The organism is Streptomyces sp. NBC_00647 (genome assembly GCF_045207245.1).
Lineage (GTDB): Bacteria > Actinomycetota > Actinomycetes > Streptomycetales > Streptomycetaceae > Streptomyces.
Map to the genome: position 1 here is coordinate 8,782,542 of NZ_CP109040.1, position 12,991 is coordinate 8,795,532.

Annotated in this window: 10 protein-coding genes and 1 pseudogene; 3 read left to right on the forward strand and 8 right to left on the reverse strand. The window is 73.2% G+C overall.

The window, feature by feature from the left end; genetic code table 11:
* Positions 1-73 precede the first annotated feature (73 nt).
* The 5 genes and pseudogenes from OG788_RS38520 to OG788_RS38540 form a co-directional block, all read right to left on the reverse strand.
* Positions 74-1,000, reverse strand: a pseudogene (locus tag OG788_RS38520) (carbohydrate kinase family protein); the annotation flags it as partial.
* 5 nt (positions 1,001-1,005) lie between these two features.
* Positions 1,006-1,836, reverse strand: coding sequence for a carbohydrate ABC transporter permease (locus OG788_RS38525; RefSeq protein WP_351538182.1), 831 nt, complete (start codon positions 1,834-1,836; stop codon positions 1,006-1,008).
* Positions 1,833-2,795: a carbohydrate ABC transporter permease gene (locus tag OG788_RS38530; RefSeq protein ID WP_406375606.1), complete on the reverse strand. Its 963-nt coding sequence runs from the start codon at positions 2,793-2,795 to the stop codon at positions 1,833-1,835. The genes OG788_RS38525 and OG788_RS38530 overlap by 4 nt, the downstream gene beginning before the upstream one ends.
* A gap of 48 nt (positions 2,796-2,843) precedes the next feature.
* Complete coding sequence (locus OG788_RS38535) at positions 2,844-4,136, reverse strand: ABC transporter substrate-binding protein (protein WP_406375607.1); 1,293 nt, start codon at positions 4,134-4,136, stop codon at positions 2,844-2,846.
* A gap of 11 nt (positions 4,137-4,147) precedes the next feature.
* Positions 4,148-5,092, reverse strand: a complete 945-nt coding sequence (locus OG788_RS38540; RefSeq protein ID WP_406375608.1) for an endo alpha-1,4 polygalactosaminidase — start codon at positions 5,090-5,092, stop codon at positions 4,148-4,150.
* Between the two features lie 148 nt (positions 5,093-5,240).
* Between OG788_RS38540 and OG788_RS38545 the strand changes: the two genes are divergently transcribed.
* From OG788_RS38545 to OG788_RS38555, 3 genes are read left to right on the forward strand one after another with little or no spacing between them, the layout of a single operon-like run.
* On the forward strand, positions 5,241-6,038 hold the full coding sequence (locus OG788_RS38545) for an NADPH-dependent F420 reductase (RefSeq protein WP_406375609.1): 798 nt from the start codon (positions 5,241-5,243) through the stop codon (positions 6,036-6,038).
* Positions 6,039-6,060: 22 nt separating this feature from the next.
* Complete coding sequence (locus OG788_RS38550) at positions 6,061-6,972, forward strand: alpha/beta fold hydrolase (protein WP_406375610.1); 912 nt, start codon at positions 6,061-6,063, stop codon at positions 6,970-6,972.
* On the forward strand, positions 6,969-9,752 hold the full coding sequence (locus OG788_RS38555; protein ID WP_406375611.1) for an AAA family ATPase: 2,784 nt from the start codon (positions 6,969-6,971) through the stop codon (positions 9,750-9,752). The genes OG788_RS38550 and OG788_RS38555 overlap by 4 nt, the downstream gene beginning before the upstream one ends.
* A gap of 11 nt (positions 9,753-9,763) precedes the next feature.
* Here OG788_RS38555 and OG788_RS38560 read toward each other — a convergent pair whose 3' ends face one another.
* The 3 genes from OG788_RS38560 to OG788_RS38570 form a co-directional block, all read right to left on the reverse strand.
* Positions 9,764-10,657: a phytanoyl-CoA dioxygenase family protein gene (locus OG788_RS38560; protein WP_406375612.1), complete on the reverse strand. Its 894-nt coding sequence runs from the start codon at positions 10,655-10,657 to the stop codon at positions 9,764-9,766.
* Between the two features lie 162 nt (positions 10,658-10,819).
* Positions 10,820-11,326 carry a universal stress protein gene (locus OG788_RS38565; RefSeq protein WP_406375613.1) on the reverse strand — a complete coding sequence of 169 codons (507 nt, stop codon included), beginning with the start codon at positions 11,324-11,326 and terminating at the stop codon, positions 10,820-10,822.
* A gap of 5 nt (positions 11,327-11,331) precedes the next feature.
* On the reverse strand, positions 11,332-12,588 hold the full coding sequence (locus OG788_RS38570) for an arsenic transporter (protein ID WP_406376958.1): 1,257 nt from the start codon (positions 12,586-12,588) through the stop codon (positions 11,332-11,334).
* Positions 12,589-12,991 lie beyond the last annotated feature (403 nt).

Sequence of the window (12,991 nt, forward strand, 5' to 3'; positions counted from 1 at the left end):
GGTGGCCCGTGCGGTCGAAGGCCGCGGAGGACGACGACCGGGAGGAGGCGGACCGGGAGGATGAGGACCGGGAAGAGATCGCGGCGTGGGCCTCGTCCCAGGTGGGCTGCGCCGCCGTCCCGCCGTGCGCCCGCGTCGACAGTGAACCGCAGGCGGCGGCCAGCGTGAGCGCGGAGCGCAGGTCGAGACCCCGCAGGGTCGCGGCGACGAATCCGGCGTCGAAGCTGTCGCCCGCGCCGACGGTGTCCACCGGGTCGACGGGGACGGCGGGCGCGCGCGACAGCCGTGTCCCCGTGCAGGCGAGGGTTCCGTTCGCGCCGTCCTTGACGACGACCGTCGGCCCCCGGCCGGCCAGGAGGGCGGCGGCCGGGACCGGCTCGGTCTCCCCGGACAGGGCGCACGCCTCGGCCGCGTTGGGCAGCAGGAAGTCGGTGAACTTCAGTACTGGGTCGAGCAGTTGGTGATCCCATCGCCCGGAGGGGTCGTCGTTGGTGTCGAGGGACGTCGTCGCGCCCGTCTCCCGGGCCAGGGCGAACACCCCGGCCAGCGACCGTGCCAGACGGGGCATCAGGAAGAACGACGCCGCGTGCACGTGCCGGGAGGCCGCGAGCAGGTCCCGCGGCACGTCCTCGGGACCGGTCGCCGTGAGACAGCCCGGTGCGGTGAGGATGGCCCGGTCCCCGTCCCCGGCCGTGACGACCGTCGTGAGGGGCGTGGGCAGAACGGGGTCCGTGACCAGGAAGCCGACGTCGACGCCGCGTCCGGCGAGCGCCTCGCGCACGAAGGCGCCCGCGGGATCGTCACCGACCCGGCCCGCGAACGCGACCCGCAGCCCGAGCCGAGCGGCCCCGCACGCCATGATCGCCGCGGAGCCGCCCAGCACCAGCCCGGCGTGCTCGACGAGTTGTTCGCGCTGCCCGAAGACAAGGGGGCCGCGCAGCGGGCCGACCACGACATCCGGATTGGCGTCGCCGACGACCAGGAGATCGAAGGATTTCATGCCGCCTAGCCCTTCAGCCCGCTCGAAGTGAGCGACTGGACAAAGGTCTTCTGCGCCAGCAGGAACGCGATCAGGACGGGCAGCACGGTGATCACATTGCCCGCCATCACCGCCGACCACCGCGTGTGGTGTTGTCCCTGGAACGTCGTCAGACCGAGTTGCAGCGTGTACTGGGTGTCGTGGTTGATCGCGATGAGCGGCCAGGACAGGTCGTTCCAGGTGCTCAGGAACGTCAGCACCGCGACCGTGGCCAGCGCGGGCCGGGCCAGCGGCAGCACGATCGAGAACAGCACCCGCAGCCGCGAGCACCCGTCGATCCAGGCCGCCTCCTCCATCTCGCGGGGCAGGGCGAGGAAGAACTGCCGGAACAGGAAGACCGCGAACGGGGTGACGAGCGACGGCACGATCAGCGCGCCGAGCGTGTCGATGAGCCCCAGCTCCTTCATCACCAGGAACGTCGGGATCATCGTGAGCTGGAAGGGGATCACCATCGTCGCCAGCATCAGCCCGAGCAGCGCCCGAGATCCGGCGAACCGCATCCGCGCGAAGGCGTAACCGCCCAGGGCCCCGAGCAGAAGATTCGACAGGACGGCCGCCGACGCGACGATCAGTGAATTGGCGAACCAGCGGGGAAACATCGCGTTTCCGAGCACATAGCGGTAGCCGCCCAGGTCGATGCCCTTCGGCCACAGCGCGGGCGGGAACCGGTTGATCTCCGCGTTGGACATCACCGAGCTGAGCACCAGCCACATCAGCGGCAGCGCGAAGCACAGCGTGAGCGGCGCCAGCAACAGGTGCCAGGCGCTCGGCCTCCGGGAGGCGGTGGGTGAACTCATCGGACCGCTCCTTCCGTAGGGGCCTGCCGGCGCCGTACGAGGTGCAGCGCCCCGCCCGCCACCAGCAGGGCTGCCGCGAGGACGTACGCCGCCGCGGCCCCGTAGCCCGCCGTGAACATCTGGAACGCCTGCTGCCAGACGAAGTAGACGACCACGCCGGTCGAGCCGAGGGGCCCGCCCTTCGTCGTCACATAGATCAGGTCGAAGACCTGGAGCGCCGTGATCAGCTGCCACAGCAGCAGGAACACGGTGACCGGGGTGAGGGTCGGCAGGGTGATGTGGCGCAGCACGCGCCAGCGGCCCGCCCCGTCGATCCGCGCGGATTCCACGAGTTCGGGCGGGACGTCCTGGAGCGCGGCCAGATAGACGACCACACAGAAGCCGACGCCGCTCCACAGCGAGATCAGCACCAGCAGATAGATCGCCTGGTCCGGGTCGGTCAGAAAGCCCTGAGGGGAGAGGCCGATCTTGTGCAGCAGGGAGTTCGCGGCACCGAACTCCGGATCGAGGATGAACGAGAACAGCACGCCCTGCGCGGTCGCCGAGACGACGAACGGAACGAAGACGAGCGTGCGGTAGAGGCCGATGAGGCGGATGCGGCGGTTCAGCGCCAGGGCGAGCGCCAGTCCGCCGAGCAGGCTGAGCGGCACGTACAGGGCGGTGTACAGCAGCGTATTGCCCACGGCCGTACGGAAGTCGGGGTCCTGGATCAGCGCCCGGTAGTTGTCGAGGCCGACCCAGCGGCCCGGGGTGACCAGATCGTCGGCCCTGAAGGAGAGCAGCAGCGACCAGATGACGGGCACGATGCTCAGACCCAGGATCACGACGACCGCCGGGCTGATGAACCCCCAGGCGGTGGCCGTCTCGCGACGGGCCCGGCGGCGGGCGGCGCGCCGTGCGGCGGCGGGGTTCACGGCGGCGCCCGGTGCGAGCGTGAGGGCGCGGGGAAGAGTGGACATGACGGCCTCCTTCACCTGGAAGTCAGCTGGGAACGTCGGAAGTCGAGGTCACCGGGGGATGAGCAGGGCCGCGTCGGCCCTGTCGGCGCACCGGCGGATGGCGTGGGCGGGGGAGTCCTTGCCGAGCAGGACCGAGACGATCGCCTCGCCGAGAGCCTGGGAGATCTGCGGGTAGGCCGCGTGCACCGGCCGGACCCGGGCGGAATCCAGCGCGTCGGTGAACACGTCGAGCCCCCTGGTCGTCGCGGAGTGGGCGCGCCACTCCGGCCGCCGGGCGGTGCCCGAGCTGAGCGGGAGGCTGCCGGCCGAGATGCCCCAGCGCGCGTCCTGGGCCGGCCGGCTCATCCAGCGGACGAACTCGACGGCGGCCCGGGAACGGGCCTCGCCGTTGTCGAACACGGTCCAGGTGTCCGGCCCGGAGATGGTGACCGGTCTGCCGTTGTAGGTCGGCAGGGGGACGACGTCGTAGTCGACCTTCGCGGTGATGATGTCCGGAAGCTGCCAGGGCCCGGTCGCCACCATGGCCATCCGGCCGCCCAGGAAGACCTGGTACATCTGCTCGCCGCCCGGCTTCGGGTCGACGTACACGCTCTTGTCGCGGGTCAGCCGGGCGAGGGTCTCCAGGGCCCGGGTGCCCTGCCGGGCGAAGCCGATGCCCTTGCCGTCGGCGGCGACCACGTCGCCGCCGAGGTCCCAGATCATCGGCCACAGCCGCCAGACGGTGTCCTCGTCGCCCGTCCCCGGCCAGCCGGTGCCGAACACGCCGCGCCCGGAGTCGGTCAGCCGCCGTGCGGTGTCGGTGAACTCGTCCCAGCTCCAGCCCGGCTCCGGGAAGGGGACCCCGGCCTGCCGGAACAGCTTCTTGTTGTAGACGACGGCCAGCGAGTCGAGGACCGCCGGGGCGGCGCGCACCTTGCCGTTGACGGTGACCGCGTCCCGTACCGGCGCCCAGAAGGAGTTCCACGGCGGGGAGCCCTTGTGGAGCGCGGAGGTCAGGTCGACGACCCGGGGGCTGCGGGCGACGCTGGCCAGGTCCGAGCCGAAGATGTAGGCGATGTCGGGGTAGGAGCCGGCGGCGAGCGCGGCCGTCACCTTCTGGAGCATCGCGTCGGCCAGCACCCCGCCGCCCGAACTGTCCACGCGGATACGTGGATGCGTGCGGTTGAACTCGGCCACCAGCGCCTCCACGGCCTTCCTGGCCGTGTCGTTCTGGCCGTGCCACAGCTCGACGGTCACCCGGCCGTCGGCGCCGACGCCGTCCGAGGGGCCGGCACAGCCGGCGAGGGTCCCGGCGGCGGCCGCGCCCAGGAGCAGCCGGCGCCGCGCGATCGCGCGTGTCATCCCGGCCCCCGTCAGCGCGTCTTGCGGACGTAGTCCGCGCTGCCGGGCGTCGAGACCAGCACGTCCCGGCGCACGATGCTCAGCCGGTCACCGAAGGCCGAACGGGCCTTGCGCAGACCGCTGTCGGTGTACTCGACGACGACCACCCGGTCGTGGAACGCCTTCGCGTACTCCCCGCACTCGTCGTACTCGCCGCACTCCTCCGCCACCGCGAAGTCGAGCCCGGTCCGCGACCTGAGCCCCGCCAGTTCGACGGTGTTCTTCTGCCCGATCGCCAGCTGCCGGGCGTGCGCGTGATCCGACAGAAGGCGGATGAACGCGGTGGCGTCGTCGGCGGTCAGCAGCTTCCGGGAGCGGGTGTAGCTGTCGAAGTTGTCCGGCTCGACCGCGTCGAATCCCTTGCGGGCGCAGTCGTCGATCCATCGGTCGACGCGCGCGGCCACCCGCTCGCGTTTGGCCGGCGTGCGGATGTCGAGCAGCGCCTCGTTCCAGTCCTCGTCGACGACGACCTTGCCGTGCGCGTCCCGCAGCAGCAGGTCGGCGGGCCACTTCCCGCGTTCCTCCGGCTGTGCCTGGAAGGCGTTGACGTAGCAGATGTTGTACAGGCCCGGCGCCGGGGACGACGAGCGGTCGCGGCTGACGATGCGGACACCGGCGGCCGGCGGATAGGCGCCGCCGATCTGGTAGTCGAAACCCGCGTGGAGCGGCGGGAGTTTCACCTTCGCCGTCCGGTCGGGGCGGGGCGTCGGTTTCGGCGAACCGGCCGCCGTCGAGGGCTCGGCCGGGGTTCCGGAGGGCTCCGGAGAGGCGGCCGGGGTCCGGGACTTCCTGCTCGGGCTCTTCGGCGATGCGCTCGTGCTCTTGCCCGAGTCGCAGCCCGCGAGCGTCAGAAGACCGGCCAGGGCCGTGGCCGTACCCAGAATTCCGGCGCGGAGAACACGTTTGACGGGGGGCATGTCCGCTCCATCAATCGCGAGTACGTCCCCGCCTCGGACGCTGAGCGCGATCCTGGCGACTTTGGCCGGACTTGAACCGTGTCCGCTACCGGCTGGGCGTACCTCTGCGTGCCGGGTCGCACCACGGCACGCGAGGATCAAATCGCGCATGCCCGACTTCGTCAAGGGCCTGCCTCGGCCCCGGGCACGCTCCGGCCCCGGCCCGCCGGCCGGAGCGCGGGCCGGTCATACGACGGATGCCGCCGCCGGGGAAGTGCCCCGATGCTGGCCGGGCGCCCGTCGGGAGGCCGGGCGCGGCCAAGGAGCGGACCGCGGGGACATCGAGGAGAGCAGGCATGCCATGCCCATCGGAATCATCGGCGCCGGAGCCGTCGGCCAGGCCCTCGCGGGGCGGTTTCTCGCGGCGGGCGAGCAGGTCGTCATCAGCAACAGCCGTGGCCCCGCGTCGCTGCGGGCCCTCGCCGCCCGGACCGGATCCGCGCTGAGACCCGCCACCGTCGGCGAGGCCGCGGACCAGGAGATCGTCGTCCTCGCCGTGCCGTGGCGGCGGCTCGGCGAGGTGGTGGCCGCGGCGGACGTCACCGACTGGCAGGAACGGATCGTCGTCGACCCCACCAACCCGCTCGGCCCGCCGGACTTCAGGGCCGCGGACCTCGGCGGCCGCGTCTCCAGCGAGATCGTCGCCGGGCTGGTGCCCGGCGCCAGGCTGGTCAAGGCCTTCAACACCCTGCCGCCGGACGTGCTCGGCGCCGATCCGCTGACTCCGGCCGGACGGCGTGTGATCTTCCTCTCCGGCGACCACGCCCGTGCCAACGAACGCGTCGCCCGTCTCGCCCGGCGCGTGGGCTGGGCCGCCACGGATCTCGGCCGACTCGCGGACGGAGGGCGGCTCCAGGAGTTCCCCGGCGGTCCGCTCGCCGCACTCAAACTCGTCATGGAGCCCTGACCTGACGCTTTATTGTCAGGATATGACCGGAGAGCGCATCGAACTGGCCGTACACGACCACGGGGGAGACGGTCCACCCCTGCTCCTCCTCCACGGAGCGGGACGCACGCTCGCCGACTGGGCCGCCGTCGCCCCGCTGCTCGTCGCCCGGCACCGGGTGCTCGCCGTCGACCTGCGCGGCCACGGCCGCTCACCCGAGGGCACCTGGAGCCTGCCGGAGGTGCTCGCCGACCTCGAACGCGTCCTGGAGCAGTACGACATCCCCCACGCGCTGCCGGTCGGCCACTCCCTCGGCGGAATGCTCGCCGTGCTCCACGCGTCACGGCACCCCGACGTCACGCCCGGCGCGGTGAACCTCGACGGGTACGGATGGGGCCGCCCCGACCAGTACGTGGGACTCGACCCCGCCTACGTCGAGCAACGCCTCCTCCGGGTCAGGAAGTTGGCGCACTCCCGGTTCGGCCTCCCGCTGCCCGCCGACGGATTGCGGGAGCTGCTCGCCCAGCAGCGCGCCACGTCCGCCCGACTGGGCATCCCCTACGAGCTGTTGGAGGCCGGCGCCGTGCGGTCGCTGCGGGAGCGGCCCGACGGAACGCTCGACGTCGGACCGGAGCGGCAACACGCGCGGGAGATGCTCGCCGCGATCGACTCGCTCGACCTCTTCGCCCTGTTCCGCGACACGCCGGTTCCCCAGCTCATCGGGCGCGCGCTGCGGCCCGGCCCGGCGATCCACGGGATGGAGTGGTTCGACGCGCTGATGGCCGCCTACGCGCGAGGACTCGCCCGGGACCTGGCCCGACTGGCCGAGGAGCGGCCCGATGTGACGATCGCGGAGATCGACGGAACCCACGCGATGCTCCTGGAGAACCCGAAGGGCGTCGCCGACGCCGTCCTCGACTTCACCTCCACGGCGATCCCCGGACCCGCCGTATGACGCCGGCCGGAGACGAGTGGATCGTCGGCCGCGACCGGGAAATGACACTGCTGGCCCGCCTGGTGGACGAGCTCGCGGCGGGCGGCTCCGAGTCCCTGGTGGTGACGGGCGGCCCCGGCGCGGGCAAGAGCGTCCTGCTGGACGCCACCGCCCGCACCGCGCGGCGGGCCGGCGTACGGGTACTGCGCTGCCGGGGCAGCGAAGGGGAGTCGGAGCTGGCGTTCGCCGGACTGCACCAACTCCTGCGCCCCGTCCTGGACCTGGCCGACGGCCTCCCCCCGCGTCAACGCACCGCACTGCTCGGCGTGTTCGGACTCGACGACGGCACCGAGCCCGCGTCCGACCCGATGCTGACCGCGCTCGGCGCCCTGACGCTGCTCTCCGACGCGGCCGAACGGGGCCCCGTCCTGCTGATCGTGGACGACGCGCACTGGATGGACCTGGGCACGCTCGACGTCCTCGCCTTCGTGGCCCGGCGGCTGGAAGGCGAGCCGGTCACCCTGGTCCTGGCGTCCCGGGACACCGACGTACCGCCCCAGTTGGCCCGGGAAATACGGCAGTTGACGGTCGAGCCGCTCGATCAGGTGTCCGCCGCGCTCCTCCTCGACCACCAGCCGCAACCGCCCGCGGGGCGGGCCCGCTCGCACGTCCTCGAACAGGCCGCGGGCGTCCCCCTCGCGCTCGTCGAACTCGCCCGCGCCGTCGGACGCGACCCCGCGAACGCCGAGCAGGGCACGCTGCCCCTCACCGACCGGCTGGAAGCCATCTTCGCCGCCGACCTGCCCGAACTGCCGAAGGAGACACGACAGTTGCTGCTCCTCGCGGCAGCCGCGGAGAGCGCCGAACTCGCCGTCATCCTCTCCGCCGCCGGTGACACGGCGACCCCCGACGACTGGCTCCCCGCCGAGCGCGCCGGACTCGTCCGCATCGACGACGACCACATCCGCTTCCGTCACCCGCTGATCCGCTCGGCCGTCTACCAGGCCGCGGGCTACGCCGAACGCCGGACGGCCCACCGGGCACTCGCCGGCGTCCTCGTCGCCGACCCCGACCGCCGCGCCTGGCACCACGCGGCCGCCGTCTCCGGAGTCGACGAGCAGGCCGCCCGGGGACTGGAGGACAGCGCGGCCCGCGCCCAGCGCCGCGGCGGATACGCGGCAGCGGCCACGGCCCTCGAACGCGCCGCCCGGCTCAGCCCCGACCCCGCCGTCCGCGCCCGGCGCCTGGTGCGCGCCGCGACCATGGCGATGTACGCCGGACATCCCCGCTGGGTCGGCGAGATCAGCGCCCGCGTCGCCACCATCACCGACGACCCGGCCCTGCTCGCCGAAGCGGCCCTGCGCGCCGGCTGGGCACTCGCCGTGACCACCCAGTTCGCGGGCTCGCTCGGCTTCCTGCTGCCCGTCGCCGAAGCCGCCGTCGATGCGCATCCGGTCCTCGCCCTCGACGCCCTCAGCACCGCCGCCACGCCCGCGTACAACTCGGGTGCTCCGGAACACCGGGAGAAGATCCTCGCCCTCGTCGAACGCGTACCGCCCCAGGAGGACGAGGCGGGCCGCATGTGGGCGCTAGCGGCCTGCGATCCCCTACGCCACCGCAGGCGGGCCCTCGACCTGCTCGCGGACGTCCGGACCGACCCGCGGACCGCGAGCGCGGCCGGGGACGGGACCGACCTCCCGCTCTCCCGCCTGGTCGTCTCCGGAGGAACCGCCTGGGTGCTGGACGAGACCGCCGAGGCGGTCCGCCTGCTCGGCGCCGCCCTGGAACATCTGCGGCGCTCCCCGACCGCCGGGGCGAACGCGACCGTCGCCCAGGCGCTCGCACTGGCCCTCTACGAGAGCGGCGCCTGGGCGGAGTGCCGCGGCGCCCTCGACGAGGCCTACCGCACGGCCGCCGAAGCGGGCCTGGAGAACGTCGCGGTCGGCTCGCCCCTGCTGCGCGCGACCCTGCTCGCCCTGCGCGGGGAGACCGAGGCCGCCCGGACGGCCGTGCAGCGCGCCGTCCACGGCATCGACCTGCCGCACTGCCTCAGCCTCCAGGTACGCGCCCACTACGCGCTCGGGGCGGCAGCGCTCGCGGACGGCGACCATGCGGCGGCCTACGACCGTTTCCGGGCCGTCTACACCCAGGAGCCGGAGCCCGCACCCCTTCATTTCCACGCCTCGGACTACTACCTCGCCGACCTCGCCGCCGCCGCCGTCCGCACCGGACGGACCGAGGACGCGCGGAGCGTCCTCGACGCGGCCCGCCGACGCCTCGCGCGCGGCGAGATGTCGCCACGGCTCGACGCGATCGTGCACCGGGCCGCCGCACTGCTGGCCGAACCGGACGACGCCGAGCGGCACTTCGAGAGGGCACTGGCCGACCCCGCGGGGGACCAGTGGCCCTTCGAACGGGCCCAGGTCCGCCTCGACTACGCCGAGTGGCTGCGCCGCCGCCGGCGTGCCGTGGCCGCACGCTCGCTGCTCGGCGCCGCGCTGCACGTCTTCGAGCGGCTCGGCGCCCGCCCCTGGACCGAACGGGCCCGCGCGGAGCTCCGGGCCGCCGGTGTCACTCCCGGTGCCAAACCCCGGACCTCCCTCGACGTCCTCGCCGAACTGACCGCGCAGCAGGTGCAGATCGCCCGTCTCGCTGCGACCGGACTCACCAACCGGGAGATAGGGGAACGCATCTTCCTCTCCCCGCGCACGGTCGGCTTCCACCTGTACCGGATCTTTCCCAAACTCGGCATCACCTCCCGGGGTCAACTCCGGGACGCGCTGGCCGACTTGCCGGAATAGTCCGCCCGCCCTCAGTGCGGACCCGCCACCGGGAAGTCCGTGCCGCACGGACCCGCGCCCTCGCTCTCGGGCAGGGCGACGGGTTCGCCGTCCATCGTCAGCGTGCGGTAGAAGCCGCCGATGCGCAGCGTGGAGCGGCCGACGTAATGGCCGATGAAGGAGCGGCGGAATCGGTCCGCGCTCCGGTTGGGGCCGGAGCCGTGGACGAGGCTGCCGTTGAAGAACAGGACGTCCCCCGGCTCCATGTCGACGGGCACGGGGACCAGACCGGACGGCGGCGGCACGTACTCGCGGGCGAACGACAGCGCCGGGTCCGCCTCCTGCGGGCAGAACAGGTCCATCCGGTGGGTGCCCGGCACGACCTCCAGGCCGCCGTTCGCGCGGTCGATGTCATCACAGGCAATCCAGGCGGCCACACAGGTGCCCGGTTCGACGCGGAGGTAGAAGTTGTCCTGATGCAGTGCCTGCCCGCGGGCTCCGGGCGGCTTGAAGTAGAACATGCTCTGCGCGGCCAGGACCTCTTCTCCCAGCAGGGTTTCGAGGATGTCCCGCACCCGCGGGTCGAGCAGCAGACGCAGCGACAGGCCGCTGATGCGGTGCGGGTGCATGACACGGGGGTAGACGTGCAGCGGGTCGGCCGGGGCGCCGGTCGCCTTGCCGCCCGTCTGCCCGCCGCCCGTCAACCTGCCGCCGGTCTTCGCGGCGCCCGCCTCCGTGCCGCCGGTCTCCGTGCCGCCGGTCTTCGCGGCGCGGGGTTCGAAGTGCCCGGGGACCGGGCCGGCCGCGTGGAGCGCCGTGAACTCCTTGCACAGTTCCTCGATCTCGGCGCGGGTGAACAGCCCGCGTACCACCGCGAAGCCGTCCTCCTCGAACCGGCCGAGCCCGATCGCGTCCGTGACTGTCATACGACCGTCCCTTCTCACCGTGTCCCTCATGCCTCACGCCGGGCCGATACCCCGCCCGGGGGATGCCTGCGCGCGTGACGCCCGCGGGAGACCGCCGCACCGTGCCGCCCGCCGCCCCGCCCGCGGGACGGGACGCCACCGGGCCCCACGGGATACGGCACCTCAGTGACGCGGGGGATGCGGGGGATGCGGGGGAGGGGGCGGCAAGGTCGTGACGTCCGGTGCCGGCTCGGGCCAGACGAGCAGCACCGGGCAGGGCGCGTGGTCCACGACGAAACGCCCGGCCGGTCCGAGACTGTGCGGGCCGAGCCGGCTGCGGTCGCCGTCGCGGGCCAGCACGAGCAGATCGGCCCCCTCGGCCGCGGCGACCACCTCCCGTTCGACGCGGCCGGAACGCTCCAGCCGCGTCGCCGGGCCGCCCAGCCGCGCGGCCGCCGTGTCGAGGAGCTCCGCGCCCGAGGCCGTACCGAGGGATTCCAGGAGGTCGCCCGGGTCGGGCTCGGAGCGTCCGCGGCCGAGCAGCCCCGCGAAGGCACCGTGCGCGAGGCCGGGCACTCCGGGGTCCGCGACATGGAGCAGCACCACGTCCGTCGCACCGGGAGCGTGCGTGTGCACGGCGTCCACGCACGCGGGCCAGGTTCCCTCGACCAGCCAGACGACCACCCGCATACCCATCAGCCTCCGATGACCTGGAGCGAGACCCACAGGGCCAGTACGGCGGGAACCAGCGCCGCGGGCACGGCGATCAGGCCCAGCCGGGTGAACTCCTTGAGGTCGACGCCGTGTTCGTGCTGATGCACGATACGCCGCCACAGCAGCGTCGCCAGGGAACCGGCGTACGTCAGATTGGGCCCGATGTTCACTCCGAGCAGGACGGCCAGCACCGCCCCCGCACCCGAGTCGGCGGCCAGCGGCAGCAGGACGAGGACCGCGGGCAGGTTGTTGATCAGGTTGGCCAATACGGCGGCGAGCGCGGCGATGCCGAGCAGCGCGGGCAGCGAGCCGCCGTCCGGCAGGAGCCGGCCGAGGGCGTCGGCCAGACCGTTGTCGACCACCGCGCGGACCACGATGCCGAGCGCGAGGACGAAGGCGAGGAAGGAGGGCGCGGCGGCACGCACCACGGTGAGCGGGGTGGTGCGGCGGCGGACGAGGGCGCGGGTGGCCAGGACGAGTGCTCCCGCCGCCGCGGACCAGGCCGGATCGATGCCGACCGCCGAGGCGACCACGAAACCGGCCAGAGTGCAGCCCACGGTGATCAGCGCGAACAGCGGTACGTCCGGGGCCTCCTCCGTCCGACGGGGGAGGGCGCCCGCCCCGAGGTCGCGGGCGAAGAAGCGGCGGAAGATCACGTACTCGGCGCCGATCGCGACCAGCCAGGGCAGCACCATCAGCGCGGCGAACCGGGTGAAGCTCAGACCGCTGGCGGTGAACGCGAGCAGGTTGGTGAGGTTGGAGACCGGCAGGAGGAGCGAGGCGGTGTTCGACAGGTGGGTGCACGCGTACACATGCGGTTTCGGGCGGGCACCCATCCGCGCGGCCGTCGCGAACACGACCGGCGTGAGCAGCACGATGGTGGCGTCCAGGCTGAGCACGGCGGTGATCGCCGAGGCGAGGACGAAGACCGCCGTCAGCAGGCGGCCGGGCTGCCCCGCTGCCCAGCGGGCCATCCACGCGCCACAGGCGTGGAAGAGCCCCTCGTCGTCGCAGTACTTGGCCAGGACGAGGACCGCCGCCAGGAAACCGATCACCGGACCCAGGTGCGCGGCCTCCGCGCGGACGTGGTCCCAGGAGATCGCCCCCGTGGCCAGGACCAGCCCCGCGGCGGGCACGGCCACGACCGCCTCGGGCCAGTCGAACGGCCGCACCACCGCGCACACGAGGACGGCCGCGAGCAGGACGACGGACAGCGCCTCGGCGAACGGACTGCCCAGAGCGGCGGACAGCGGCGCGGCGATCTGCGTGCCGAGCCCGCGGAAGTGCGGCGCGGCCACCTGCGCGCCGAGCCCGGGAAAGTGCGGCGCGGCGAGATGGGCGCCGGGGCCGGCGGCGAGCGTTTCGGCGAGGGGGGTGCCGGCCGGGCCGGAGATTCCTTGGACGAGCGGGCTGTTCAGGATTCGGTCCTCCGGGCGGTGATGGCGGCGCGCTCCCATCACATCAGACGGGACATCCCTCGTCCCTCAGGGCCCGCACCCCGCGTCGCCGACCTGCTTCGCGCTCGCTACCGAAGCCTGCACGCCGCGTCGGCGAAAGGGCCCTGCGCCACGCTCCCGTGATCCCTGCACGCCGCGTCGCCGACCTGCCCGCGCTCGCTCCCGAACCCCTTCACTCCGCCTC

Excerpts from the sequence above, each read along its gene's own strand:
- OG788_RS38525 (WP_351538182.1), bottom strand. The coding sequence starts at position 1,836 with ATGAGTTCACCCACCGCCTCCCGGAGGCCGAGCGCCTGGCACCTGTTG.
- OG788_RS38530 (WP_406375606.1), bottom strand. The coding sequence starts at position 2,795 with ATGTCCACTCTTCCCCGCGCCCTCACGCTCGCACCGGGCGCCGCCGTG.
- OG788_RS38535 (WP_406375607.1), bottom strand. The coding sequence starts at position 4,136 with ATGACACGCGCGATCGCGCGGCGCCGGCTGCTCCTGGGCGCGGCCGCC.
- OG788_RS38540 (WP_406375608.1), bottom strand. The coding sequence starts at position 5,092 with ATGCCCCCCGTCAAACGTGTTCTCCGCGCCGGAATTCTGGGTACGGCC.
- OG788_RS38545 (WP_406375609.1), top strand. The coding sequence starts at position 5,241 with ATGCCCGACTTCGTCAAGGGCCTGCCTCGGCCCCGGGCACGCTCCGGC.
- OG788_RS38550 (WP_406375610.1), top strand. The coding sequence starts at position 6,061 with ATGACCGGAGAGCGCATCGAACTGGCCGTACACGACCACGGGGGAGAC.
- OG788_RS38555 (WP_406375611.1), top strand. The coding sequence starts at position 6,969 with ATGACGCCGGCCGGAGACGAGTGGATCGTCGGCCGCGACCGGGAAATG.
- OG788_RS38560 (WP_406375612.1), bottom strand. The coding sequence starts at position 10,657 with ATGACAGTCACGGACGCGATCGGGCTCGGCCGGTTCGAGGAGGACGGC.
- OG788_RS38565 (WP_406375613.1), bottom strand. The coding sequence starts at position 11,326 with ATGCGGGTGGTCGTCTGGCTGGTCGAGGGAACCTGGCCCGCGTGCGTG.